Genomic DNA, 23,100 nt, shown 5'->3' on the forward strand with positions numbered 1-23,100 from the left:
TGCCCTTGCAAATCTTGAATGCGGAATACTCTGCGTCGCTGGTTTCGCAAAGCATTCCCGCGGGACGCCGATCCATTCTAGAGACAGCATCTCTCACGCGGCCTACTTGCGCCCCGGCCATAGCAGTCCAAACAGATAACCTTGACGAAAATTCAGTCATCTAGATTTGAGGATTTCTGCGCTTTCAAGTAGGGAAGCGCAGCTAAACGCGTTTACGCATCATTCCATGCTCGGAAGGAATTATGCAAATCATGGTAACTGACTCGCCTGATAAGGCAGCGACGGGCATCGACCCCATTTCGCCGGTTGCCCGCCTCAGCCCGGGCCAGATCGAAGTTTTGTTACTGGTCGACCTTCACCATAGCAGCAAGGAAATTGCCGCAAGGCTCGGAATAAGCCCGCACACGGTGGACCAACGAATCCGCGGTGCTCTCGACAAGCTCGGAGTTGAGCGCCGCGGCGAGGCTGCGCGCATGGTCGCCGCTACAGTGTCGCCGGACGACCCGACATATCAGCGATTGATACATCAATCGCCGCACATCGACGCCGCCGTGCTTGCCCGACACTTAGGTGGGGCGGTTGGCAATCAGATTCGGCACGCTGACCGTGCAGGGGAGGCCAGTTCTCCCGATAACTTAACCGAGCAAAGTTCGGTTGGATTTGGTTCTTCCCTGCAACTGCCGTTCGCAACGAGGAGCCATCCCAGCAATGAGATGAGCGTCGGTCTCCGGCTGCTCTGGATTGTCCTGATTGCAATGGGCGCAACATTTTCGGCTGGCATGTACCTGGCCGGATTGGAAAGCCTCTCCAGGATGATCAGCGGCTAGGTCGCTCGATTCTTTATTTCATTGCTCACTATGGCCCTGCGCGGGGCAACCCGCGGCAAGGGGAGAAAAGTCATGCGCAAACAGTTGATCGAATCCGCCGCTCTCGACGTCGCCCATCAGGTCCGCACGGTCGAGGATGCGATTGAAGGCGCGCTTGCCGAGATCGCGGAACTTCAGGGCCGGATGATCAGGGCGCGCGCCACTTTCGGCATTGCCACCGCAACCGGGCATGAAGCGTTCGAGCAGCTTGCCGAGACCACGCAAAGCCTGGTGAAGGCCCGCGGCGGGATGGCTCACTGCCACCTGACGCTGAAGGAAACGACGCAGCATGTTCCGGGCCTTCGCACGGTCGGCTTTGGCGACATGCAGGAATGCCCGCCACAGCATGGGCACGCCAATCTGCGCGTCGTTGCATAGCGCAAGGGATTGACCGGACCGCGCAATGCGTGGTCCGGAGTCCACTATGTTCGGACCATATATCTTTGGGCCACTGCTGCTGGCGGTATGCATTTATGCCTGGCTGCGAGGCGGGACGGACGAACGCGCCGTCGCGACCACCTGCCTGGTTGGAACCCTCGCAACCATCCTCGTGATCTCTCCGCTGCGCCAGCGTTATGCCGGGGTTGAGGAAGGATTGTTGCTGGTCGACCTTGCCGTGCTGGCCGGATTCATCACCGTCGCGCTGCGCTCCAGCCGATTTTGGCCGCTGTGGGTAGCAGGCCTGCAGCTGACGACCTCGCTAGGCCATATCTTGAAAGGCATCGATCATGGTCTGATGCCACGAGCCTATGGAGCGGCGCTCCAATTCTGGAGCTACCCCATCCTCATCATCGTTGCTGTCGGCACTTACCGCAGCCACCGGCGGCTACAGCGCTCGTTGGCCTAGCGCGTGCGGCGGCGGCCGACTAAGGATCGGCGCCGTGTATCCGGACGCTCTCGCCCTCGCCGTCCTCGATGCGATCGAGGATCCAGCCCTGATCGTCGAACGGGGCGCGGTAACCGCCGCGAACCAGGCTGCCAGGCAACTGCTTGGTGGCCAAATGATCGGCCGCGACCTGCGCTTTGCAATACGCCATCCGCTGGCGCTCGATACGATCCTTGCCGCCCGCGACGCTGAAGTCGATCTGATTGGAATAGGTGGGGCCGCGGATCGGCCATGGAGCCTCATCGTTCGGCGACTTGCACCTGACCTTGTACTGGCTCGCCTAGCCGACAGGTCTGCCTTGCGCGGCGCCGAACGGATGCGCACCGATTTCGTCGCCAACGCCAGTCATGAACTGCGCACTCCGCTAGCGACGATTATCGGCTATGCAGAAACGCTCGCCGAAGAAGGACCGATCGACGAGACCATGCGGACCCGGTTCGGCTCGACGATCGAAGCGGAAGCGCGGCGCATGCTCCGCATCGTCGAGGATCTGATGAGCCTCTCACGCATCGAGGCGGACCGGTTCCGCGCCCCGGACGATAATGTGGACATGGGCGAAGTCGCGCGCATTGCGATCGAAAATGCCGCACCTCTGTTGGAACGTCGCGACTGCAAGATCGAAGCGCAAATTCAGCCTGGCATCCCACAAATTTCCGGCGACTTTGGACAACTGCTGCAGCTTGCCGACAATCTCATCGGCAATGCGATCCGTTACGGCTGCAACGACATTTCGCGGTCGGTCGAGGTAACGGTGCGGGCCGATGGGTCGCGGGTGCAGCTTGCCGTTGGCGATCAGGGCGACGGCATTGCCCCCGACCATTTGCCGCGCCTGACCGAGCGCTTCTATCGAATCGATCCGGCGCGCAGTCGTGAATCGGGCGGAACGGGACTTGGCCTTGCCATCGTGAAGCATATTGTCGAACGGCATCGAGGGACGCTCGACATAGATTCCGCCCCGGGCCGCGGCACGAAGGTAAGCGTCTCCCTGCCAATTGCCTGACTTATTCCGATCCATTGTCATCAAACTGTAATGCCGGTGTCACAGGGACGCGACGACCCGGGCGCTAAGGCGCCCTAAGCGTCGGCCTGGCCGGCCCCATGGGGAGTTTGACGATGAAGAAGATACTCATTGCGCTGCCGCTGGTCGCGCTGATCGGTGCTTGCGGCGGCAAAGAGTCCGCTGGTGGAGGGAGCGCCCAGCTCAAGGTCGTCGGTTCGTCGACCGTCTACCCGTTCACGACCGCTGTGGCCGAAGAATTTCAGCGCAGCCATCCGGGTATCAGCGTGATTGTCGAGTCGACCGGGACCGGTGCCGGCATCAAACTGTTCTGCGCCGGCGTCGGCGGGCAGACTCCTGACATGGTGGATGCGTCGCGTCCGATGAAGGCCAGCGAATATGCCGATTGCGCCACGGCCGGGGCCAAGCAGGTCATCGAAGTTCCCATCGGCATCGACGGGCTGACCCTGATCCAGGGGAAGGATCAGGCGCCGCTCAACCTGACCACCGCCCAAATTTACAAGGCGCTTGCGGCCAATCCGTTCGGCAAGCCGCAGACCGCGACGACCTGGAAGGACGTCGATCCTTCGCTGCCGGCGATCAAAATCCGTGTTCTTGGCCCGCCGCCTACCTCAGGGACCCGTGACAGCCTTGCCGAACTGATCCTTGAAAAGGGCTGCGACACCGATCCGGCAATGAAGGATCTGAAGAAGGCCGACGACAAAAAGCACAAGGAAACCTGCACGAAAATCCGTGAGGATGGCGCCTATGTCGAAGCAGGCGAAAACGACAATCTGCTTGTCCAGAAGGTGGCGGCGGACCCAGGTACGCTCGGCGTGCTCGGCTATAGCTTCCTCGAAGAAAACGCAGACCGTGTCTCACCGGTGTCGATAGGTGGCGTTGCCCCGACCGAGGCAACCATCAGCGACCTGAGCTATCCGGGCAGCCGCAAGCTCTACATTTACGTGAAGGGCGAGCACATTGCTGCCCGGCCCGCGATCAAGGGATTTATCGAGGCCTACTCCAAGGCCTGGAGCAAGGGCGGGATGCTGGAGAAGCGCGGCCTGGTGCCGCTGAGCCCCGCCGATGCCGCCTCCGCGACGGAACAAGCGACGGCGCTGAAGCCCCTCGACCCATCGAGCCTGAAATAATCAAGGGGCGACGGGCGTCATGACACTCGGCGTTGCGCTCGTCGCGGTCCTCGTGATCGCCGTTGCTGCCGGCCTATGCGCTCGCAATCGGGCGAAGAGGCTGCGCGGCGGCGGCGCGCGGCTCAATAGCCTGCCCAACTATCATGCGCTGTACGTGGGGCTGTGGGCGGCCCTGCCCGCGCTTCTGTTCCTTGCCGCCTGGGCTCCGGTCCAGTCAGGTCTGGTCGAGCAGGCGGTGCTTGCCTCGCCCGCCGGGCAGCAATTGCCCGACTTCGAAATGGCACGCGAAACGATCCTTTCGGAAGCTCGGGACATTGCCACGGGCGCTATAGAGGCAGGGTTCAACCCGGAATCGACCGCTCTTGCGCCGATCTATTCGGAGGCGAGCGCGAAATTTGCGGCCATCGGGGGCGGAATTGCGATCCTGATCGCTCTGGCAGGCGGATTCCTTGCGCTCCGCCGCCTCGGCGTCGAATTTCGTGCTCGAAGCGGTGTCGAGCGCTGGATGCTTGGGTTGCTTCTCGGGGCCTCCCTAATTGCTATACTGACAACCCTTGGAATCGTCCTGTCGCTGCTGTTCGAAAGCCTTCGATTCTTCAACCTGGTCAGTCCGACCGAATTCCTGTTCGGAACGACCTGGAGCCCGCAAACGGCAATCCGCGCCGACCAGGCCGGCTCCTCGGGAGCCTTCGGTTCGATCCCATTATTCTGGGGGACTGCGTTCATCGGAGCCATCATCGCGATGATCGTCGCCATCCCGCTTGGCCTGATGTGCGCAATATTCCTGACCCAATATGCGCCTCATGGACTGCGCGCCTGGCTGAAGCCGATTCTCGAAATTCTCGCCGGCGTGCCGACCGTGGTTTACGGCTATTTCGCTGCACTGACGGTCGCCCCGCTGGTTCGCGATTTCGGCATCGCGATCGGGATCAGCTCGGCCTCGAGCGAAAGCGCGCTCGCGGCGGGCCTCGTCATGGGCATCATGATCATTCCCTTTGTCAGCTCGATGGCCGACGACAGCATCGCCGCGGTGCCCCAGGCCATGCGCGATGGCAGCCTGGCGCTAGGTGCGACCAAGTCGGAAACGATCAAGAAGGTCCTGCTGCCGGCGGCCCTGCCCGGCGTGGTAGGCGGCGTGTTGCTGGCCGTCAGCCGGGCAATTGGCGAAACGATGATCGTGGTGATGGCCGCCGGCCTCGCTGCAAACATGACGATCAATCCGTTCGAAAGCGTGACGACCGTCACCACCCAGATCGTCCAGCTCCTCACTGGCGACCAGGAATTCGACAGCGCCAAGACGCTGGCCGCCTTCGCGCTTGGCTTGTTGCTGTTTCTCATCACGCTGGTGCTCAACCTCATCGCGCTCAGCGTGGTCCGCAAATATCGGGAAGCTTATGAATAGCTCGGCCGCCACTTCCCGCTGGACCGACACTGCCATGCGGAAGCGCGTGGCCCGCCGTTACGCCGCAGAGCGGCGCTTCCGATTCCTTGGCCTTGTTGCCGTCGGTTTGTCGGTGGCGTTCTTGGCTTTCCTGCTAGCGACCATGGCATGGCGTGGCGCGGGGGGCTTTGTCCGCACGGAAGCCAAGCTAGCGATTGATTTCCCGCGTTCCGACCTGATGCTCGATGAAGCGACGCTACGCGGCCCACAGGCCGCGGAAACGGTGGCTTCGGCAGGGCTGGACGGCATTCTCGAGCGGGCAGCGGTCCAGCAGTATGGCAAAGGCGCAGGCAACCTGTTCGGCGGCGCGAGCGCCCGGGCGCTCGGAGACCAACTGATGGAAGATCCTAGTCTTCTCAGCCGCAAGGCGGAGCTGTGGCTACCGGTCTCATCCAAGGCCGATGTCGCAGCCAAGGGCGACGGCGATCCCGCAATGGAGGCGCTGATTGCCAAGGCCGATACGCGCAAGGCATTCAACGGCAATTTCCTGACCGCGTCGGACGCAACCGATGCTTCCGAAGTTGGTATCTGGGGAGCGCTTAAGGGAAGCTTCCTCACCATCCTGGTGACAATGGCGCTTGCCTTCCCGATCGGCGTTTTCTCGGCGCTTTACCTTGAGGAATTCGCCCCCCGGAACCGCTGGACCGATTTGATCGAAGTTTCGATCAATAATCTCGCCGCCGTTCCCTCGATCATTTTCGGTCTCTTGGGCCTGGCCGTCTTCCTCAACTTCATGCACCTGCCCCGATCCGCGCCCTTGGTCGGTGGCCTGACACTGGCACTAATGACCATGCCGGTAATCGTTATCGCCGGTCGCAACGCGATTAAGTCAGTGCCGCCGTCAATTCGCGACGCGGCGCTCGGCGTCGGCGCGTCGAAGATGCAGGTGGTTTTCCACCACGTCCTGCCGCTGGCGCTACCGGGCATCCTCACCGGCACGATCATCGGCATGGCCCGCGCGCTGGGCGAAACGGCGCCGCTATTGATGATCGGCATGCGCGCCTTCATCGCGACGCCGCCGCAGGGGATCAGCGAACCGGCGAGCGTCCTTCCGGTGCAAATCTTCCTCTGGTCGGACGAAGTCGACCGCGGCTTCGTCGAAAAGACCAGCGCGGCGATCATCGTGCTGCTCATCTTCATGCTGCTGATGAACGGGCTGGCCATCTATCTCCGCAACAAATTCGAACGCCGTTGGTAGGCAGGATGAATATGATCGACACCATCGTACCCATACCCACCGACACTGCCGAACCGGTAGCCGACGAACGCGCCGCCAAGATGAGCGCCCGCAATGTCCACGTCTATTACGGCAACAAGGAAGCGCTGAAGGGCGTCGGGATCGATATCCATGACGACCGCGTCACGGCCTTCATCGGACCGTCGGGCTGCGGCAAATCCACCTTCCTGCGTTGCCTCAACCGAATGAATGACACGATCCCCGGCGCCAGGGTGACGGGAGAAATCGAGCTCGACGGGGAAGATATTTACGCCTCCAAGATGGATGTGGTTCAACTGCGCGCCCGGGTTGGCATGGTGTTCCAGAAGCCAAACCCCTTCCCCAAGTCCATCTACGAAAACGTGGCCTATGGTCCCCGCATCCACGGGCTCGCGTCCGGCAAGGCCGAGCTCGACAATATCGTCGAAAAATCGCTGAAGCGCGCTGGCCTTTGGGATGAGGCCAAGGATCGGCTTCAGGAAAGCGGAACCGCCTTGTCGGGCGGGCAGCAGCAACGGCTCTGCATCGCCCGTGCGATCGCGGTCGATCCTGAGGTGATCCTTATGGACGAGCCCTGCTCGGCACTGGATCCGATCGCCACCGCCAAGATCGAGGAGCTGATCCACGAGCTTCGCGGCCGCTACGCAATCGCCATCGTCACGCACAATATGCAGCAGGCTGCGCGTGTTTCGCAGCGAACCGCCTTTTTCCACCTTGGCGAGCTGATCGAATATGGCCGCACCAAGGACATCTTCACGAACCCGCGCGAACAGCGCACCCAGGACTATATTACCGGCCGCTACGGCTGATCGGAGAGCAATCATGGCGACCACCAGCAGCGGACATACGATCAAGGCATTCGACCAGGACCTCGACCGGTTGCGCGCACTCATCAGCGAGATGGGCGGACTGGCCGAGCACGCCATTCGCGAATCCATGCGCTGCCTCGTCCAGCGCGACCTGGACGGAGCGGCGAAGATCGTCGAGGACGACAAGAAGCTCGACGCCCTGGAGATTGAAACTGAAAAGCGCGCAGTTCAGCTGATTGCGCTGCGCGCCCCGATGGCCGCCGACCTGCGCGACGTCGTCGCATCGATGAAGATTTCAAGCGTGGTCGAACGGATCGGCGACTATGCCAAGAATATCGCCAAGCGCGTCCCGCTGCTGGAAGAAGTGAGCAATATCGAGCCGCTTTCGCTGATGCCGGAAATGGCCAAGATCGCCACCCAGATGGTCCACGACGTGCTCAACGCCTTCGTCGAGCGGGATGCCGAGGCGGCGGTTCGGGTGATCGAGCGCGACAAGGCGGTCGACGATTTCTATAATTCGATCTTCCGGACGCTCCTCACCTATATGATGGAAAATCCGAATAACATCGGGCAGTCGACCCACCTGCTGTTCATCGCCAAGAACGTCGAACGTGTCGGCGACCATGCAACCAATATCGCAGAGATGGTCTATTATGCCGCGACAGGAGACTATTATGTCGACCGCCCGCGCGGCGCGGACCCGCTGAAGGCTTGAGGCGGTGATCCCCAAACGCCTGCTGCTGGTCGAGGATGACCGGGCACTCGCCGAGCTGGTCAGCTTCCATTTCGACCGGGCCGGATATGCGGTGACGCGCACGGGCGATGGCGAGGAGGCGCTGATCCTCGCCGATGAGGTGAAGCCAGACCTGGTCCTGCTCGACTGGATGATCGAAGGTATCAGCGGAATCGAGGTTTGCCGTCGCCTGCGCCGCCGCCACGCGACCGCCAATGTGCCGATCATCATCCTGACCGCTCGCGGCGAGGAAGACGACAAGATCCGCGGGCTTGAGACCGGCGCCGATGACTATATGACGAAACCGTTCAGCCCAAAGGAGCTGGTCGCACGCGCCGGAGCAGTGCTTCGCCGGGTCCGGCCGGCACTGGCAGCCGAGGCGCTTTCTTATGCGGGACTGGAAATGGACCTGGTCTCTCACCGCGTCCGCCGCGACGGTCACGCGATCCAACTCGGGCCGACTGAGTATCGCTTGCTCCGTCACTTCCTCGAAAATCCCGGCCGCGTCTTTTCGCGCCAGCAACTGCTTGAAACGGTGTGGCCGCACAGCGAGGAAATCGAGCTGAGGACCGTCGACGTCCACATTCGCCGCCTGCGCCTTGCATTGGGAGAGCCGGACTTGGTCCGCACGGTGCGGAGCGCCGGCTACGCGCTCGATGCCGAAGGGCTTGCCTGAACCATCTTGCCGACGCATGGGCTAGCCGCATGGCACGCAAGAACAAGGGCAAGGGCGGCGGCAATCCCAATCGTCCCCGCTTCTGGGGCAAGCATGCGGTGGCGGCCGCGCTCGATAATCCCGACCGCAAGGTGCTGAAGGCCTGGTCTACGGCTGAAGCCGCGGCATTCATGAATTTCCCCAAGGATTTGGTTGTGGTCAGGGCCGAAGCCCCCGATCTCGGCCGGATGGTGCCCCATGACGCGCCGCACCAGGGGGTAGTGATCGAGGTCGAGCCGCTGGAGGATATCTGGCTTGCCGACCTGCTTGCTGAGGCGCCCGAGCGCGCGGTGCTGCTGGTGCTCGATCAGGTCACCGACCCGCATAATGTCGGCGCAATCCTCCGCTCGGCCGCGGCGTTCGGCGCGATCGGCATAGTGACCCAGGACCGTCATGCTCCGCCCGAAAGTGGCGCGCTGGCCAAGGCAGCCTCCGGGGCACTCGAACGGGTGCCATGGGTCCGTGTGGTCAACCTCGCCCGGGCGCTTGAGGATATCGCCGAAGCCGGCTTTTGGCGCATCGGGCTTGCTGGTGAAGCCAAGTCGGATTTGAAGGATGCCCTCGGCCCGCAACGGGTTGCCCTGGTGCTAGGTGCCGAAGGGCCGGGCATGCGCCAGAATACGCGGGAGCATTGCGACGCGCTGGCCCGGTTGCCGATTACCGACGAGGTCGAGAGCCTCAACGTTTCCAATGCGGCCGCGGTCGCCCTTTATGCTGCGAGTGTCGCCTGATGGTCCGAACTACCGAATCCCTCCACGCCAGCCTCGACGCGCTCGCCGAGCGGGAGAAAGCCTTCGCCGCAGTGCTCGATGCCCATGGACGGCCAGAGCCGCGACAAAGCGAGCCGGGCGTTGAAACGCTCCTTAGGACTATCGTCGGCCAGCAGGTCAGCGTGCAGGCCGCGCGGTCGATGTGGAACAAGCTGACCGCCAAATATGGCCAGCCGGTCGATCTTGAGGCGGTATTGGCCGCGAGTGACGAAGAACTGCGCGAGGCCGGCTTATCGCGGCAAAAGGCGGGCTATGCGCGCAGCCTGGCGAGCCTCGTGTTGTCGGGCGAGCTCGACCTCGTCCACCTGCCGGAAGACGATGAGGAAGCAATCGCGCTTCTTACCAAGATCAAGGGCATCGGCCGCTGGTCGGCTGAAATCTATCTGCTATTTGCGGAGGGCCGCGGCGACGTCTGGCCGGCTGGCGATCTCGCCGTGCAGATCGAGATCGGCAAGCTACTTGGGCTCGACGGAAAGCCGACCGAGAAGAAGCTACGCGAGCTTGCGGAAGCCTGGCGTCCACATCGCGGCGCAGCAGCCGTGCTCGCCTGGCACAGCTATAACGCCCCGCCGCTTTAGCTAGCGCTCGTCAGCCCGCTGCTATGCGGCCGGGCGCTGAGGCCGCGGAAGATTCGTGGGCCAAGATCGAGCCGGAATGGCGCAAGCTTCTCATCGCCGTCGCCGCCACGGCCGACCAGGAAACTGGCCGAGGCCTGCCCTTCGCCGACGCCTGATCGGAATAAGATGTTGAACGCGACCAAGGGTACGAACAGCTTTCGGCCCTCGATCTCGAAGCTGTGCAGCTGATCGATCGGCAGGCGAACCGCGCTTTTCAGCGCGACCTTTGAAAGCGGGGCAATCGCGGCCATGCGGTCGCCGGTGGCCTGTGGCTGCTCGAAGAAAGCAGCAATCTCTCGATCTTGCCCTTCGTGCGCCGGTACCAGCTTTGCCTCCACCAGGACGTCCCTCGCTGGGGCCGAGCCGCTGTTGGTAAGGATGACATCGAACTGCAGCAGCACTTCCTGCTCAGTGATCACTGCCCGGTCGGGCTGGAACTGGACGTTGAGCTCCGGCTTGAGGCGGGTCGAAACGATGAGCCCTTCGCTTGCCGGCGCTGAACTCGGCCGGCGCGCCGACACGGGTGGAACCGAGTCCGGGCGCGGCGCAGGCTGCCCGCGAGGCGGGACCGGATCAGGCCGCGGAAGGGTTCTCGGCAATGGCGCCGGATCGACCTCTGTATCAGGGACCGGCCCGGCAAATGCCATTCGGGCGGGATCGCGGAGGCGCTGCTGGTAGCGGCGGCGGCTCCAGGTGATGAATGCGCCGCCGCCAATCAGCGCGATCAGCGCCGCAATCCATGGCCAGGATAGCAGCCCGTTATCGGCAGCGATTGAGGCGGCTGCGGGTAAGGTGCTTCCATCGTAGCTAGGCTGCGGCGCCGGATTGGTAGTCACATCCAGTGGAAGCGACCGAGTGACGGTTTCGGTACTGGTAATATGATCCGCGGACGCCGGCGCATCCCTGGACGCCGTGGCAGCGAGCGATGAACTGGCAGTCGGGCGGCGAGCGATAGAGTCGGCGCTTGGCGCAGCCGATCCGGCAACGTCAGATGCGGAGGATACGCGCGACTCCGTCGGCGCGGTTGCGGCAGGTTCGGACTGCGTTGCGGCTGGGTGCTCGGCCGGGTGGGTGACTGTGCCTTGCAGGTTGAAATTCTGCAGTTGCGACGGGCCGACGACGTCGGTCGACGCCGGCGGCGCCGCGGTGACGTCGACTGGAGCGTCGCTGTTCTGGGCAACGGCGGGGGCGCCCATGGCAAGCAGAAGCGCGGCGGAAGTTCCGCCCAGAGCCTTCATCTTCATGCGGCGCAAAGCCGTCATTCTCCCCCACGCATTGGTTGCTGGAATTGCCCGTGCTCACCTGCCCTCTGGCGCGCACGCAAGGCTGCTATTGGCGCGCAAATCGCGGCAGCACAAGGCTTTACCCGCCCGGATTGCGTTGGCCGGTACCGATTTCGCGCTGGCTTCCGCTTTGGTCGTGACAGTCAAATCACGGGATGTGCGTCAGCCAGTCATTCGCAGATCGCGGCCATAGCGTTCGGCCTTTTCGGCGTAGTGCGCTGCCGAAAGGCTCAGCATGGCTACCTGGGCGTCGGTCAGGCTTCGTACCGCCCTTGCCGGAGATCCGACGATCAGGCTCCTCGGCTCGAACACCTTGCCCTCGGTTACCAGTGCGCCAGCTCCGACAATGCATTGCGCGCCGATTACCGCCCCATTGAGAATCCGCGCGCCCATTCCGATCAGCGCTTCATCGTGAATCGTGCAGCCATGGAGGGTCGCCTGATGCCCAACGGTGACCCTGTCACCAAGGGTGAGCGGCGCGCCGGGATCCGAATGCCCTACTGCCCCGTCCTGGAAATTGGTTTCCGTCCCAAGCAGGATGGGCGTGTTGTCGGCCCGGATGACGGCGCCGAACCACACGCTTGCGCGTGGGCCAAGTCGAACATCGCCGATCAAATCAGCAGACGGTGCGACCCATGCGCTCGGGTCAATTGAAGGCGAAGATTCATCAATTGCGTAGAGTGGCATGCTAGTCAGGCTAGTCCGATATGGTGCAATCGTCGATGAGCCTCTTCGCATTTCCGCCGATCACAGTTAGGTTGGAAGCGTTCGGACAAACAGGGGCGGCCCATGGTCGACAACAGTGACTCGCGCCGTGCGGACCGTGTGCCGCTTCGGGCCGATATCGATTTTCGCCGGCAGGGCGAGCATCGCTGGCGGGTCAATATTCTCGACTTCTCGCCCCAGGGCTGCCGGGTCGAAGTGCCCGTGCGTGTCGTACCAGGCGACACGATCTGGATTTCGCTGCCAGGCATTGAATCGATTCAAGGCACGGTCTGCTGGGTCAAGGAGTGGGAGGCGGGAATCGAGTTCGCCAACCCGCTGTACCCATCGGTGTTCGAGATGGTTCGTGAACGCATGCGGACCGCCGAATAGGTTGAAAATTTCGACCGGCTCGGCTCAGTCTGGCGCGTGACCCAGTTTATTCTTGTACTCGACGAGGGCACGACCTCGACCCGGGCAATGCTGTTCACGCACGACGGTCGCCCGGCGGGATTGGCCGCGCGACCGGTGACGCAGCATTATCCAGCTCCCGGCGAGGTTGAGCACGATGCCGACGAGATTTGGGCAGGTACGCTGGCGTGCGCTCAGGAAATGGTCGATGCCGCCGGCGGGGCCGGTAACATCGCTGCTATCGGCATCACCAATCAGCGGGAAACCGTTGTCGCCTGGGATCGGATGACCGGCGAACCGATCGGAAATGCGCTTGTCTGGCAGGATCGGCGCACCGCCGATCGCTGCGCGGATTTACGCGCGGCCGGTCATGAGGAGGCAATCCAGTCGAAAACCGGCCTGCTTCTCGACCCATATTTCAGTGCGACAAAAATGGAATGGATGCTGGCCAACCGCCCTGCGGTGCGCGCGGCCGGCGACCGGCTGGCCTTCGGGACGGTCGAAAGCTGGCTCATCTGGAAGCTCACTGGAGGGGCGGTCCACGCGACCGATGCCAGCAACGCCAGCCGGACAATGCTGATGACCCTCGAAGGCGGCGATTGGGATGAGGAGCTATGCGATCTGTTTGGTATCGACCCGGCTTCGCTCCCAAGGATCGTGGATTGCGCCGGAGCGATCGGCCAGACCGATGCCGCGCTGTTCGGCCGGGCCATTCCGATTTGCGGCGCCGCCGGCGACCAGCAGGCCGCCACCATCGGCCAGGGTTGCCTGAAACCGGGCCACACCAAGGCCACCTTTGGCACCGGCGCGTTCGTCCTCACCAATAGCGGTGAGCGCCCAATGCGTTCGTCGAATCGAATGCTGGCAACGGTGCTGTGCCAGATCGGCGGTCGGCGGAGCTATGCGCTGGAGGGAAGCATTTTCGTTGCCGGAAGCCTGATGCAGTGGCTCCGCGATTCGGTTGGATTGCTGGTCAGCGCGGCAGAGAGCGAAGATCTCGCCCGGTCGGTCGCCGACAACGGCGGGGTTTACATGGTTCCTGCCCTTTCAGGCCTCGGCGCTCCCCATTGGCAGGCTGAGGCGCGCGGACTGATCCGAGGCATCAGCTTTGCCACAACCCGGGCTCACATCGTCCGCGCTGCGTTGGAAGCGCAGGCTCACCAGATCCACGATCTGATGACGGCCTTCGAGGCCGACGGGGTGCGCTGGGAGCGCCTTCGGATCGATGGTGGAATGGTCGCCAACGATTGGCTCGCCCAGGACCTTGCCGATATGCTCGACATCCCCGTCGAACGGCCGGCATCGATCGAAACGACAGCGCTGGGCGCCGCCATGCTTGCTTCGGTCGGGGCGGGCATTCACCCCGACCTGGAAACCGCAGCGGCTGCGATGGACAGCAGCGTCACTCTCTTTTCCGCAAAGTTGGAGAGCAAAGAGCGAAGCCGGCGGCTCGCCGGCTGGCGGCATGCGCTTAGTCTGGTCTGACAGCGCAGCCTGGAAAAGTCGACGGGGCGGGTTTTCACCGATACCAACTTTAGCGCGGCCGAAGGATGTCCCCGATAACGGGGTGAACAGAGGTACGGGCAATGGCTGCGCGGTGGATGGCCGGATTTGCTAGCATCGCGGAACTGCCCCGATCCGCGATCCCGCGTGAAATCGGCGCGGGCATTAGCGTGGCAGCTGTCGCCATCCCGATCGGGCTGGCATATGCCAAGCTAACCGGCGTGCCGACCGAAATCGGCCTTTACGCCAGCATCGTCCCTACCGCGGCCTATGCGCTGTTCGGTCCTTCATCGCGCTACCTGATTGTCGGGCCGGATACGGCGACCTGCCTTCTGCTGGGAACGGCCGTCACCCAGCTTGGCGTAATCGCCCTCGATGCGCGCGCTCCCGTCGTCGCGGGGCTTAGCTTGCTGGTTGGAATTGCATGCCTGGCCGCGGCCATGCTTCGGCTTGGCTTTATCGCCAACCTGATCTCACGACCTGTACTTGTCGGCTATCTTGCGGGCGTCTCGCTGACCTTGCTGGTGACTCAGCTTCCCAGCGTTTCGCGCGTCGATATTCATTCACCGGGACTCTTTCGGCCCTTCATTGAGCTGGGCTGGCGCGCCGCCGAAATTCACTGGCCAACGTTAAGCCTAGCGGCTGCGCTCCTCATATTGCTTCGACTGCTCAAGCGATACGTTCCCCGAATTCCCGGTCCAGCCGTGGCGATCGTGCTTGCGATCCTGCTGTCAGAGGTCCTCGATCTACCTTCCGCCGGTTTTGCAACGATCGGCGCGATACCGTCGGGCCTGCCTTCCCCACGCCTTCCCAGCTTTGCAGGCGACCCCGCACAATTGGCGCTTTCGGTAGCCGGGCTGTTGGTGGTCAGTTTTTCCAGCGGCATCCTGACCGCCCGGGCGTTCGGGCAGAAGATCGACGCCGACAGCAACCCCAACCGCGAATTGGCGGGCTTCGGGGCCGCAGATGTCGCCGCCGGGCTGTTCCAGGGATTTGCGGTAACCGGCGCGGATTCGCGGACCGCGGTAGCCATGGCTTCGGGTGGCCGTTCGGCGCTGGTCGGCCTTGTCGCAGCCGCGACGGTTGCGCTGGTAGTGACGCTGCTGACGGGCCCGCTTGCCGCTTTGCCCGAGGCAGCGCTCGGCGCAATCCTTGTTTCGGCAGCGGTCGACCTGTTCGACGGCAAGGCATTTCGCCGGCTTGCCAAGATCGATCGGCATGAGCTCGCTTTTGCACTTGTCGCGACAGTAGGCGTGATCTGGATTGGCGTCCTCCAGGGTGTCTTCATCGCGGTCGCGATGACGCTGGTTCACCTGCTCCGCCTGGCCACCCGCCCGCTCGACTCCGTCATGGGCCTTGATCCGGAGCGCGGTGACCTGGTCACCTTAAGTCGTAATCCCTCGGCAGAGGTGCCCGATCGCATTGTCGTCTATCTGTTCGAAGCCTCGCTCATATTCCTGAACGCGCACTATTTCCTTGAACGCGCCATCCAAGTGCTGAGGTCGCGCCCTGACGCGAAGTGGCTGGTGCTCGACACATCGGCGATGATGAATGCAGATACTGGCGCAGTCGACGCGATGGAGGACCTGAAGCATCGGCTGGATGCCGAGGGCGTCGGCCTCCTGCTCGGCGGCGGGCATGGCCATTTTCGCGAGATACTCGAACGCTCGGGCCTAGCCGAATTGATCGGCCGTGACCGCATTTTCGATACTCCCGCCCAAGCCTTGGCGGCCGCCGAGGCAATGCGCGATCAGCTGCGATCGAACTAGCCTGCTTTCCCGTCTCCAATAACGTCTGGCCGCGACGAGGTTTCGGCAAACAGCAGCCGATAACCGGCTCCACCCACCAGGCCGCCCAGGGCAGGCGCCAGCCAGAACAGCCACAGCTGCTGGAGCGCTAGCCCGCCGACCACCAACGCCGGACCTGTGCTTCGCGCGGGGTTCACCGAAGTATTGGTCACCGGGATGCTGATCAGGTGGATAAGCGTCAGCGCCAGACCGATTGCGATCGGCGCAAATCCCTTGGGCGCCCGATCGTCAGTGGATCCCAGAATGACCATCAGGAAGCCGGCCGTCAGTACCAGTTCGATGGCCAGCCCCGCGCCCATCGAATAGCCGCCCGGCGATCCCTCGCCAAAACCATTCGCTGCAAGTCCCGAGACCGCCAGGTCGAAGGTCGGACTTCCGCTGGCAATGAACAGCAGGAAATAGGCCGCGACGACCGCTCCGATGACCTGTGCGATGATGTAGGGAACGATGTCGCCGACCGGGAAGCGGCCGCCTGACCAGAGACCGATCGTGACCGCCGGATTGAGGTGACAGCCGGAAATATGTCCGATCGAATAGGCCATCGTTAGCACGGTTAACCCGAACGCAAGGGCGACTCCGACCAGGCCGATCCCGACGTCCGGAAAGGCCGCGGCCAGAACCGCGCTGCCGCAACCGCCAAACACCAGCCAGAACGTCCCAAGCCCCTCAGCCGCCATCCGCTTGCCCATGCCCATCGACGCCTCCCTGTCTTTCAAGCAATCCTGTGGAAGGAACGGTCTATGCCAGCAGCTTTACGTCCGACTATCAGGACAAACCCGCACGTATCCAATGGCGAGCAAATTTTTGCGGCTTGGCATGACAGACTTCCGCCTAATCCACGGTCTCTCCGGACAATGGCGTGGCCAACATTGAAGAACGGGACCCAAACTCATCCAGCCAATTACTGAGTTGGGGGCGCGTCGTGCGAAAGTCCGGCAGCTCCCGAAACTCCAGCCAGCTCAGCGCAGTTGCAACTGCGATGTGACCAACATGGATGGGGCCATGCATATCAAGTTCGCGCTCCAGCCAGTCATACCCTGCGACAAGCTTTTCGACGTATCCGTCGCGGAGCGGCATATATCGAAGGGCCTCTGGTCGGCGGACGGTTTCCCAACGCACTGCCATACCTGCTTCGCACAGTCCTTGTGACACTGCCGGTAGCTTCAACGCCTGCCAGCGCGCTTCTCCGGCCGCGGGAATGAGCCTTTCGCCATCGTGCAATGTGTCGAGGTAGGCGCAAATCACGTCTGAATCGAAAATTGCGGCGTTATCTGGCCGAACGAGCACTGGAACTTTTCCTAACGGATTCTCGGCGAACACGAGGTCGTTACGATGCGTCGGACTGGTCTCCTGATGCACCACCTCAATTTGATCCACCAACCCGGCTTCATGTGCGAATACCAGTGCTTTACGCGCATAAGGGGAATGCGTTTGATAGAGTAGTTTCATTTCGAAGTTCACTCCCTGTTGTGGAGGAGGCAAGCCACTGCGGCGACGATCCTCTCCGCGGTTGGCAGGTGGAGAAATTCGTTGGGCCCATGCGCATTGGATTGCGGGCCAAGGACACCGGTCGCCACGAACTGCGCTGCGGGGAAGCGCTCACCTAGCATGGAAAGAAACGGTATTCCGCCCCCGCCGCCCATTAATGCAGAAGGCCTTCCGAAGGCTCGTTCGGAGGCCTCGTCCAAGGCGGTCTGGAGCCAATCGGCAAGCGCCGGCGCATGCCAACCCGGTGATACGAAATCGACGCGGAATTGGACTTTGGCATTGTACGGAGGATTTTCTTCCAGCAACGCCTTCAACGTCGCGGCCGCACTCCGAGGATCCAGGGTCGGCGGAAGCCTGAGGCTGAGCTTCAAAGAGATATCGGGATGCATGACTGCCGCGGCCTGGGAGACCTCCGGCAGGCCGTCCATCCCGGTGATTGCCAGCTGCGGTCGCCAGGAACGGTTTAGCGAAAGCTCAACCGGATCGCTATTCACCGGTTGAAGTCCGTCATGAAGCGGCAACTGACTGAAAATTGCGGTTCCCAGAATGTCTCCAGACTGTTTTGCCTGGGTTCGCCGGTCGGCCGGAATTTGGACTTGGAAATCCGGCACAACCACTTCGCCGCTGTCTGGATCTTCAACGCGTGAGAGTAAGCCACGAGCAATGCGAAATGGGGACGGCACCAGACCCGATGCCTCCCCCGAATGCATGCCTTCGGATAATACTCTTATTGTCAGCGTCCCAGCGACTTGGCCGCGCAACGAGGTCGTTACCCAAAGCTGGTCGTAGTTGCCGCAGCTCGCATCGAGAGCGATGATGAGTCCGGGTTCGCCGATGCGTTCCGCGAGCGCTTCGAAATAGAATGGGAGATCGAAGCTTCCGGATTCCTCGCAAGCTTCGATCAGAATGCGGCAAGGCGGATGTGCCAGTCCCTGTTCCCGCAAGGCGAGCAGCCCGGCGATTGCACCAAACAATGAATAACCGTCGTCAGCACCACCGCGCCCATAAAGGCGATCGCCCTCGATGACCGGGGTCCAGGCACCTCGCCCGTTCACCCAGCCATCCATCGGGGGCTGTTTGTCCAGGTGGCCATAAATCAAAACTGGCGAACGCCCGTCGCCTGGAACATCAATGAAAATTACCGGCGTTCGCCTCGGAATCCGAAGAACGTCGACGACCGCGCCAGGCGTTCCGCAAAGGCTGCGGCGTGCCCAGCCAGCCATTAGTTCGACCGCCCGATCGATGTGACCTGTCCCCTCCCAGTCGCAGTCGAATGCCGGAGATTCGCAGGGAATCTCTATGTAGCTTAGCAAGGAGGGCATTACCTCCGTTACCCAGATCTGTTCGATAAAGGCTTGCAGCCGGTCAAAATCCATACAACGTTTCCTGTGCCAATATGGCGCGTTGTAACGGCGCAAGTGGGCGGTTAGGCCGCGAGATAGATCGCCATCGCGCGGAATTTCCGCGATAATATTGATAAAAATGAGAGATTTCCGTGGAACTCGATAATTTCGACCGGCAGCTGCTCAATCTTGTTCAAGAGGATGCCGACCAAACCTCGGAACGATTGGCAGAGCAGATACACCTATCTCCATCCGCTATTCAGCGGCGGCTAAAAAGGCTGCGCAAAGAAGGCGTCATCGCGCGCGAGTGCGCGGTTCTGGAGCCAAAGAAGATCGGTCGACCGACCTTCTTCATTGTCTCGCTCCAGGTCGAGCGCGAAAGGCCAGAACTTCTGGCGGAACTCCGTCGATGGTTGTCGCGGGAGCCGCACATACAACAGGCATTTTATGTGACGGGTGAAGCAGACTTTGTTTTGGTAGTGACCGTGCCCGACACAGATGCCTACGACGAGTTGATGTCACGATTGGTTCGCGAGAATTCCAACCTGAAGCGATTCACCACCAGTGTGGCCCTGGGCGTAGTGAAGCGCGGGCTGACAATTCCAGTGCCCTTGGAGGATTGATGTGCCGCGCGGAAATTCCGCTTAATTTCGGCTATTTCAGTGAATCCCCGCGCATCCGATCCGGATTTCGCAGCACGAGAGTGCCAATCTGCTCCACGATAGCGCAATGAACAAATCACCCGAGCCACAGTTTCCGCCAACCCCACTCCTCGACCTACCCGAGGTCGCCCGGATCGCTAAGGTCGCGAGGGTCTTTGTAAAAGACGAAGGCCAGCGTCCTTTGGGAAATTTCAAGGTTCTCGGTGGAATGCTTGCGGGAATCCGCGCCCTAGATCGCGCAAATGTCCACAACCCACGGCTGATTTGTGCGAGTGACGGCAATCATGGGCTTGCGGTCGCAGCGGCAGCCAAACATTGTGGCGCCATCTCGCGCATCTACCTTCCAACAGGCGCCTCGATCGAGCGTGCGGCTCGAATTAGGTCAGAAGGCGGCGAGATCGCATGGATCACGGGAACGTACGACGATGCGGTGAACGCTGCCGCTGCTGCCGCTGAACAAGGCGAGGGAATTCTCGTTCCCGACACCACCAGCAAGGCGTCAGATCCAATCGTCGACGACGTTATGTTGGGTTACGGGCGGATTTGTCATGAGCTACTGAGCCAACTGCCAGAGGCCCCCACACATGTTTTCGTGCAGGCCGGGGTGGGTGGGTTGGCCGCCGCCCTGGCCATAGGCCTGCGCGACTACATGGCAGAACCCGCCCACATTATCGTCGTCGAGCCGGAAGCTGCCGCGTGCGTCAGCGAGGGTCTCACTGCCGGGCGGCCAGTGCAAATTGAAGGTGATCTTGAGACATGTGCGGAAATGTTATCCTGTGGGCTCGCATCGGCACCAGCACTAGAGATCTTGATCAAATGCGAAAGTCGATCGCTCCTTGTGAATGAATTGGCACTTGAACGATCGGTACGAACACTGAAAGAGTGCGAAGGCCCCTTGACCACGCCCTCTGGCGCCGCCGGACTGGCAGGACTCCTTCATGCAGCGGGCAATAAAGACCTTCGCAACCGATTGGACCTTGGAAGCAATAGCAAGGTCTTGCTCATCGCCACGGAAAGAAATCTCTCGAGTCCATAATTTCGCAAGATTGAGCGGCGGGCCAATTTTGGGACAATGTATCGGCAACGATCACCGGGCCCGTTTGACTTCGGGTTCGCTGCCAAGGAGTGCCAAATGGTGAACGACAAAAGGGTCTGTTTCGATTTCGAGATCGAATTCCTGAATGGTGGCGGAATCCAGGGACAGGGGTTCAGGCTGGATATCGAGGGCGAAACCATCGCCGATGATACGTTGGCTGCCTATATTGTTGCCGACTTGCGCTTGTTGATGGTGGGCGAGGTCCGCATCCTCAACAAGAAGTTCATCACGGAACGCCATAAGCGAACATCAACGCCCGGTGCCCACTTGGCTGGTGATGACCCGCGCCGGCTCATCGACCTTAGCCACGTGATCGAAGACGGCATGATCACCTACAAGGGGCTACCCGCACCAATCATCTGCGATCATCTTTCCCGCGCCAGGTCTCGCGAAATTTATGCGGAAGGAACCGAGTTCCAGATCGACAGGATCGAAATGGTCGGCAACACCGGCACCTATCTGGACACGCCGTTCCATCGCTATGCCGACGGCCAGGATCTTTCGGAAATGGCACTCGATCGCATGGCGGATTGCCCGGGCGCGGTCGTTCGAGTGGAAGGGTCGCGTCAACGAGAGGTCGACCAAATGGCATTCGCGGCCGTCGACGTCTCGGGGAAGGCGGTATTGGTCCACACGGGTTGGGATCGCCACTGGCGAACCGATCAATATTTCGAGGGCCATCCGCACCTTACCGAGGCCGCCGCAGTCCATCTTCGGGATCGGGGGGCAATCTTGGTCGGGATCGACTCGTTCAACATTGACGACACGTCGGGCAATACTCGCCCAGTTCACTCAATATTGCTGGGAGCGGGGATTCCGATTGTCGAGCATATGACCAACCTGGGTGCTCTCCCCGCGGATGGATTTCGCTTCTTTGCGGTCCCGCCGAAGGTACGGAAAATGGGAACGTTCCCCGTACGGGCTCACGCACTGCTGCCAGGATGACCCACGGGGTCGCCGCCGGCAGCGGGCGGCAAACCCCGGTCAGGCATATTGCTCCTCCGATACGAGCTCGAAGCCTTCGTCCACCCAACCGGTGATGCCCCCGGCCATAATCTTCACCGGCCTGCCGAGTTGCGCCAATCTCAACGCGCCGCGCGCCGCACCATTGCAATGGGGACCAGCGCAATAGGTAACGAACAGGGTGTTCTCCGGCCACGCCGCAATCTTGCTGCCAATGATTTTGCCATGCGGAAGATTGATCGCCCCTGGCACGTGACCTTTCGCGAACAGCGCCGGCGATCGCACGTCGAGTAATACGAAATCGGCATTGCTCCCGAGACTTGAATGTACGTCCCAGCAGTCGGTCTCAAATGCGAACTCTGCGGCAAAATGCGCGACGGCATCTGCGGCGGGCGCTGCGGGTGATTGAGTTACGGCGGTCGCCATGTCGGTCTCCATTTCTTGATATGTGCATGGATTCTTTCAACTGGACGTTCGCGGCACAAGTGGCGTAAATGACCAACAAGCGAGAAATCATGCCAAAATCCGGGAATCAAAGATCGGATCATGCAAACCGCAAGGTGGTCGTCATTGCTTATGATGGCCTGACGCTGTTTGAATTCGGGATAGCAACCGAGGTATTCGGCCTGAATCGCCCCGAGGTTGAGGACTGGTACCGATATTGCGTCGTGGCCGCCGAACCTGGGCTCCTCACAGCAACGGGCGGCGTGAAATTGGCTGTCGACGGTGGATTGGAACTCCTGTCCGATGTGGGAACCATCATCGTCCCTGGCTGGCGTGGCGCCGAAGCTGTTGTACCAAAATCCCTGGTGACGGCCTTATGTGCAGCCCATGCCGCTGGAGCCCGGCTAGTTTCGATCTGCTCCGGCGTTTTCGTCCTGGCCGCGACGGGCCTGCTTGATGGCCGAAGGGCAACGACCCACTGGCGGTACACGGACGCCTTGGCTCGCCAATACCCCGAAATCAATATTGAGCCGGATGTACTCTATGTTGACGAAGGGGACGTGCTGACCTCCGCGGGAAGCGCGGCAGGGATCGATCTTTGCCTGCACATTGTACGTAACGACCATGGCCCTGAAGTGGCGAACCTGATCGCCAGGCGCCTGATCGTCCCCGCCCATCGCTCCGGTGGACAAGCCCAATATATCGAAATGCCCGTCCCTCCCGAGCACGAAGCGGGCCGGATCGGCTTGGTGCTGGATCAAATGCGAAGCGCCCTGTCCGAGAGCCATTCGGTAGCCAGGCTGTCGAAATTGGCGGGCATGAGCAACCGCACGTTCCTCCGGCGATTTGAAGCCGCAACGGGCATGACGCCTTCACGCTGGCTCATCCAGGAGCGCGTTCGGCGGGCACGGGAATTGCTCGAGGTTACGCGACTGCCAGTGGAAACCATTGCGGTGGATTGTGGATTTGGCACGACTGCGACGATGCGCCATCACTTCCGCCGCTGTCTTTCAACAAGGCCGATCGATTATCGGTCGCAATTCTCCCGATCCGAACCAAGCGGTACAGCGATGACGAGACGTGGCTAGCTATGGTGCCCAGGAGAGGACTCGAACCTCCACGCCCTTGCGAGCGCCAGCACCTGAAGCTGGTGCGTCTACCAATTCCGCCACCTGGGCACAGGAGCATCACATTTC

Annotated in this window: 25 protein-coding genes and 1 tRNA gene; 19 read left to right on the plus strand and 7 right to left on the minus strand. The window is 61.6% G+C overall.

All coding sequences use genetic code 11. The features are described 5' to 3' along the window. The first annotated feature begins 242 nt into the window (after positions 1–242). The 12 genes from LVY65_RS11815 (at position 243) to LVY65_RS11870 (ending at position 10,162) form a co-directional block, all read left to right on the plus strand. On the plus strand, positions 243–827 hold the full coding sequence (locus tag LVY65_RS11815) for a helix-turn-helix domain-containing protein (RefSeq protein WP_235068454.1): 585 nt from the start codon (positions 243–245) through the stop codon (positions 825–827). Positions 828–899: 72 nt separating this feature from the next. Then, the gene (locus tag LVY65_RS11820) at positions 900–1,244 is read left to right on the plus strand and encodes a hypothetical protein (RefSeq protein WP_235068455.1); all 345 of its coding nucleotides are present in this window, start codon (positions 900–902) and stop codon (positions 1,242–1,244) included. 46 nt (positions 1,245–1,290) lie between these two features. After that, complete coding sequence (locus tag LVY65_RS11825) at positions 1,291–1,713, plus strand: hypothetical protein (RefSeq protein ID WP_235068456.1); 423 nt, start codon at positions 1,291–1,293, stop codon at positions 1,711–1,713. A 34-nt stretch (positions 1,714–1,747) separates the two neighbouring features. Continuing rightward, a complete protein-coding gene (locus LVY65_RS11830; protein WP_235068457.1) occupies positions 1,748–2,752 on the plus strand; it encodes an ATP-binding protein in 1,005 nt (334 codons plus the stop codon). A gap of 113 nt (positions 2,753–2,865) precedes the next feature. Continuing rightward, a complete protein-coding gene (locus LVY65_RS11835; protein ID WP_235068458.1) occupies positions 2,866–3,900 on the plus strand; it encodes a substrate-binding domain-containing protein in 1,035 nt (344 codons plus the stop codon). 19 nt (positions 3,901–3,919) lie between these two features. Further along, on the plus strand, positions 3,920–5,302 hold the full coding sequence (gene pstC / locus LVY65_RS11840) for a phosphate ABC transporter permease subunit PstC (protein WP_235068459.1): 1,383 nt from the start codon (positions 3,920–3,922) through the stop codon (positions 5,300–5,302). A gap of 34 nt (positions 5,303–5,336) precedes the next feature. Continuing rightward, a complete protein-coding gene (gene pstA / locus LVY65_RS11845) occupies positions 5,337–6,539 on the plus strand; it encodes a phosphate ABC transporter permease PstA (RefSeq protein ID WP_235068460.1) in 1,203 nt (400 codons plus the stop codon). A gap of 5 nt (positions 6,540–6,544) precedes the next feature. Further along, complete coding sequence (gene pstB, locus LVY65_RS11850; RefSeq protein WP_408021992.1) at positions 6,545–7,366, plus strand: phosphate ABC transporter ATP-binding protein PstB; 822 nt, start codon at positions 6,545–6,547, stop codon at positions 7,364–7,366. Between the two features lie 13 nt (positions 7,367–7,379). Next, positions 7,380–8,081 (plus strand): phosphate signaling complex protein PhoU, encoded by a 702-nt coding sequence (phoU, locus tag LVY65_RS11855; RefSeq protein WP_235068461.1) that lies wholly within the window; start codon positions 7,380–7,382, stop codon positions 8,079–8,081. A 7-nt stretch (positions 8,082–8,088) separates the two neighbouring features. After that, entirely contained in the window at positions 8,089–8,775 is a 687-nt protein-coding gene (gene phoB, locus LVY65_RS11860) for a phosphate regulon transcriptional regulator PhoB (protein WP_408021997.1), read from the plus strand. Positions 8,776–8,804: 29 nt separating this feature from the next. Further along, a complete protein-coding gene (rlmB, locus tag LVY65_RS11865) occupies positions 8,805–9,545 on the plus strand; it encodes a 23S rRNA (guanosine(2251)-2'-O)-methyltransferase RlmB (RefSeq protein WP_235068463.1) in 741 nt (246 codons plus the stop codon). Continuing rightward, entirely contained in the window at positions 9,545–10,162 is a 618-nt protein-coding gene (locus LVY65_RS11870; protein WP_235068464.1) for a DNA-3-methyladenine glycosylase family protein, read from the plus strand. Before rlmB ends, LVY65_RS11870 begins: the two co-directional genes overlap by 1 nt. On the opposite strand, the gene LVY65_RS11875 is transcribed toward LVY65_RS11870, so the two are convergent. Then, a complete protein-coding gene (locus tag LVY65_RS11875) occupies positions 10,159–11,445 on the minus strand; it encodes a hypothetical protein (protein WP_235068465.1) in 1,287 nt (428 codons plus the stop codon). The two genes, LVY65_RS11870 and LVY65_RS11875, sit on opposite strands and share 4 nt — an antisense overlap. 201 nt (positions 11,446–11,646) lie before the next feature. Next, positions 11,647–12,171 (minus strand): gamma carbonic anhydrase family protein, encoded by a 525-nt coding sequence (locus LVY65_RS11880; RefSeq protein ID WP_235068466.1) that lies wholly within the window; start codon positions 12,169–12,171, stop codon positions 11,647–11,649. A 102-nt stretch (positions 12,172–12,273) separates the two neighbouring features. Here LVY65_RS11880 and LVY65_RS11885 point away from each other — a divergent pair, with 102 nt between their 5' ends. The 3 genes from LVY65_RS11885 (at position 12,274) to LVY65_RS11895 (ending at position 15,869) form a co-directional block, all read left to right on the plus strand. Next, positions 12,274–12,579, plus strand: coding sequence for a PilZ domain-containing protein (locus tag LVY65_RS11885; protein ID WP_235068467.1), 306 nt, complete (start codon positions 12,274–12,276; stop codon positions 12,577–12,579). A 36-nt stretch (positions 12,580–12,615) separates the two neighbouring features. Next, complete coding sequence (gene glpK, locus LVY65_RS11890; RefSeq protein ID WP_235068468.1) at positions 12,616–14,082, plus strand: glycerol kinase GlpK; 1,467 nt, start codon at positions 12,616–12,618, stop codon at positions 14,080–14,082. Between the two features lie 101 nt (positions 14,083–14,183). After that, complete coding sequence (locus LVY65_RS11895; RefSeq protein WP_235068469.1) at positions 14,184–15,869, plus strand: SulP family inorganic anion transporter; 1,686 nt, start codon at positions 14,184–14,186, stop codon at positions 15,867–15,869. On the opposite strand, the gene aqpZ is transcribed toward LVY65_RS11895, so the two are convergent. The 3 genes from aqpZ to LVY65_RS11910 form a co-directional block, all read right to left on the minus strand. Continuing rightward, on the minus strand, positions 15,866–16,597 hold the full coding sequence (gene aqpZ / locus LVY65_RS11900) for an aquaporin Z (protein WP_235068674.1): 732 nt from the start codon (positions 16,595–16,597) through the stop codon (positions 15,866–15,868). The two genes, LVY65_RS11895 and aqpZ, sit on opposite strands and share 4 nt — an antisense overlap. 142 nt (positions 16,598–16,739) lie before the next feature. After that, positions 16,740–17,357: a glutathione S-transferase gene (locus LVY65_RS11905; protein ID WP_235068470.1), complete on the minus strand. Its 618-nt coding sequence runs from the start codon at positions 17,355–17,357 to the stop codon at positions 16,740–16,742. Positions 17,358–17,365: 8 nt separating this feature from the next. Continuing rightward, complete coding sequence (locus LVY65_RS11910; RefSeq protein ID WP_235068471.1) at positions 17,366–18,772, minus strand: M20/M25/M40 family metallo-hydrolase; 1,407 nt, start codon at positions 18,770–18,772, stop codon at positions 17,366–17,368. A 119-nt stretch (positions 18,773–18,891) separates the two neighbouring features. Here LVY65_RS11910 and LVY65_RS13390 point away from each other — a divergent pair, with 119 nt between their 5' ends. From LVY65_RS13390 to LVY65_RS11925, 3 genes are all read left to right on the plus strand, one after another. After that, a complete protein-coding gene (locus LVY65_RS13390; protein WP_235068472.1) occupies positions 18,892–19,362 on the plus strand; it encodes an Lrp/AsnC family transcriptional regulator in 471 nt (156 codons plus the stop codon). Between the two features lie 106 nt (positions 19,363–19,468). Then, entirely contained in the window at positions 19,469–20,437 is a 969-nt protein-coding gene (locus LVY65_RS11920) for a pyridoxal-phosphate dependent enzyme (protein ID WP_235068473.1), read from the plus strand. A gap of 96 nt (positions 20,438–20,533) precedes the next feature. Continuing rightward, a complete protein-coding gene (locus LVY65_RS11925) occupies positions 20,534–21,442 on the plus strand; it encodes a cyclase family protein (protein WP_235068474.1) in 909 nt (302 codons plus the stop codon). 39 nt (positions 21,443–21,481) lie between these two features. Here the strand turns inward: LVY65_RS11925 and LVY65_RS11930 are convergent, their stop codons facing one another. Further along, positions 21,482–21,886 (minus strand): rhodanese-like domain-containing protein, encoded by a 405-nt coding sequence (locus LVY65_RS11930; RefSeq protein ID WP_235068475.1) that lies wholly within the window; start codon positions 21,884–21,886, stop codon positions 21,482–21,484. 68 nt (positions 21,887–21,954) lie between these two features. Here LVY65_RS11930 and ftrA point away from each other — a divergent pair, with 68 nt between their 5' ends. Then, entirely contained in the window at positions 21,955–22,992 is a 1,038-nt protein-coding gene (ftrA, locus tag LVY65_RS11935) for a transcriptional regulator FtrA (protein ID WP_235068476.1), read from the plus strand. 3 nt (positions 22,993–22,995) lie between these two features. Here ftrA and LVY65_RS11940 read toward each other — a convergent pair. Then, positions 22,996–23,082 (minus strand) — tRNA-Leu (locus LVY65_RS11940). Positions 23,083–23,100 lie beyond the last annotated feature (18 nt).

Source organism: Sphingomonas cremea (assembly GCF_021502585.1).
Taxonomy (GTDB): domain Bacteria; phylum Pseudomonadota; class Alphaproteobacteria; order Sphingomonadales; family Sphingomonadaceae; genus Sphingomicrobium; species Sphingomicrobium cremea.

Coding starts and splice junctions, on each gene's coding strand:
- LVY65_RS11815 (WP_235068454.1), top strand. CDS start 243: ATGCAAATCATGGTAACTGACTCGCCTGATAAGGCAGCGACGGGCATC.
- LVY65_RS11820 (WP_235068455.1), top strand. CDS start 900: ATGCGCAAACAGTTGATCGAATCCGCCGCTCTCGACGTCGCCCATCAG.
- LVY65_RS11825 (WP_235068456.1), top strand. CDS start 1,291: ATGTTCGGACCATATATCTTTGGGCCACTGCTGCTGGCGGTATGCATT.
- LVY65_RS11835 (WP_235068458.1), top strand. CDS start 2,866: ATGAAGAAGATACTCATTGCGCTGCCGCTGGTCGCGCTGATCGGTGCT.
- pstC (WP_235068459.1), top strand. CDS start 3,920: ATGACACTCGGCGTTGCGCTCGTCGCGGTCCTCGTGATCGCCGTTGCT.
- pstA (WP_235068460.1), top strand. CDS start 5,337: ATGCGGAAGCGCGTGGCCCGCCGTTACGCCGCAGAGCGGCGCTTCCGA.
- pstB (WP_408021992.1), top strand. CDS start 6,545: ATGAATATGATCGACACCATCGTACCCATACCCACCGACACTGCCGAA.
- phoU (WP_235068461.1), top strand. CDS start 7,380: ATGGCGACCACCAGCAGCGGACATACGATCAAGGCATTCGACCAGGAC.
- rlmB (WP_235068463.1), top strand. CDS start 8,805: ATGGCACGCAAGAACAAGGGCAAGGGCGGCGGCAATCCCAATCGTCCC.
- LVY65_RS11870 (WP_235068464.1), top strand. CDS start 9,545: ATGGTCCGAACTACCGAATCCCTCCACGCCAGCCTCGACGCGCTCGCC.
- LVY65_RS11875 (WP_235068465.1), bottom strand. CDS start 11,445: ATGAAGATGAAGGCTCTGGGCGGAACTTCCGCCGCGCTTCTGCTTGCC.
- LVY65_RS11880 (WP_235068466.1), bottom strand. CDS start 12,171: ATGCCACTCTACGCAATTGATGAATCTTCGCCTTCAATTGACCCGAGC.
- LVY65_RS11885 (WP_235068467.1), top strand. CDS start 12,274: ATGGTCGACAACAGTGACTCGCGCCGTGCGGACCGTGTGCCGCTTCGG.
- LVY65_RS11895 (WP_235068469.1), top strand. CDS start 14,184: ATGGCTGCGCGGTGGATGGCCGGATTTGCTAGCATCGCGGAACTGCCC.
- aqpZ (WP_235068674.1), bottom strand. CDS start 16,597: ATGGGCAAGCGGATGGCGGCTGAGGGGCTTGGGACGTTCTGGCTGGTG.
- LVY65_RS11905 (WP_235068470.1), bottom strand. CDS start 17,357: ATGAAACTACTCTATCAAACGCATTCCCCTTATGCGCGTAAAGCACTG.
- LVY65_RS11910 (WP_235068471.1), bottom strand. CDS start 18,772: ATGGATTTTGACCGGCTGCAAGCCTTTATCGAACAGATCTGGGTAACG.
- LVY65_RS11920 (WP_235068473.1), top strand. CDS start 19,469: ATGAACAAATCACCCGAGCCACAGTTTCCGCCAACCCCACTCCTCGAC.
- LVY65_RS11925 (WP_235068474.1), top strand. CDS start 20,534: ATGGTGAACGACAAAAGGGTCTGTTTCGATTTCGAGATCGAATTCCTG.
- LVY65_RS11930 (WP_235068475.1), bottom strand. CDS start 21,886: ATGGCGACCGCCGTAACTCAATCACCCGCAGCGCCCGCCGCAGATGCC.
- ftrA (WP_235068476.1), top strand. CDS start 21,955: ATGACCAACAAGCGAGAAATCATGCCAAAATCCGGGAATCAAAGATCG.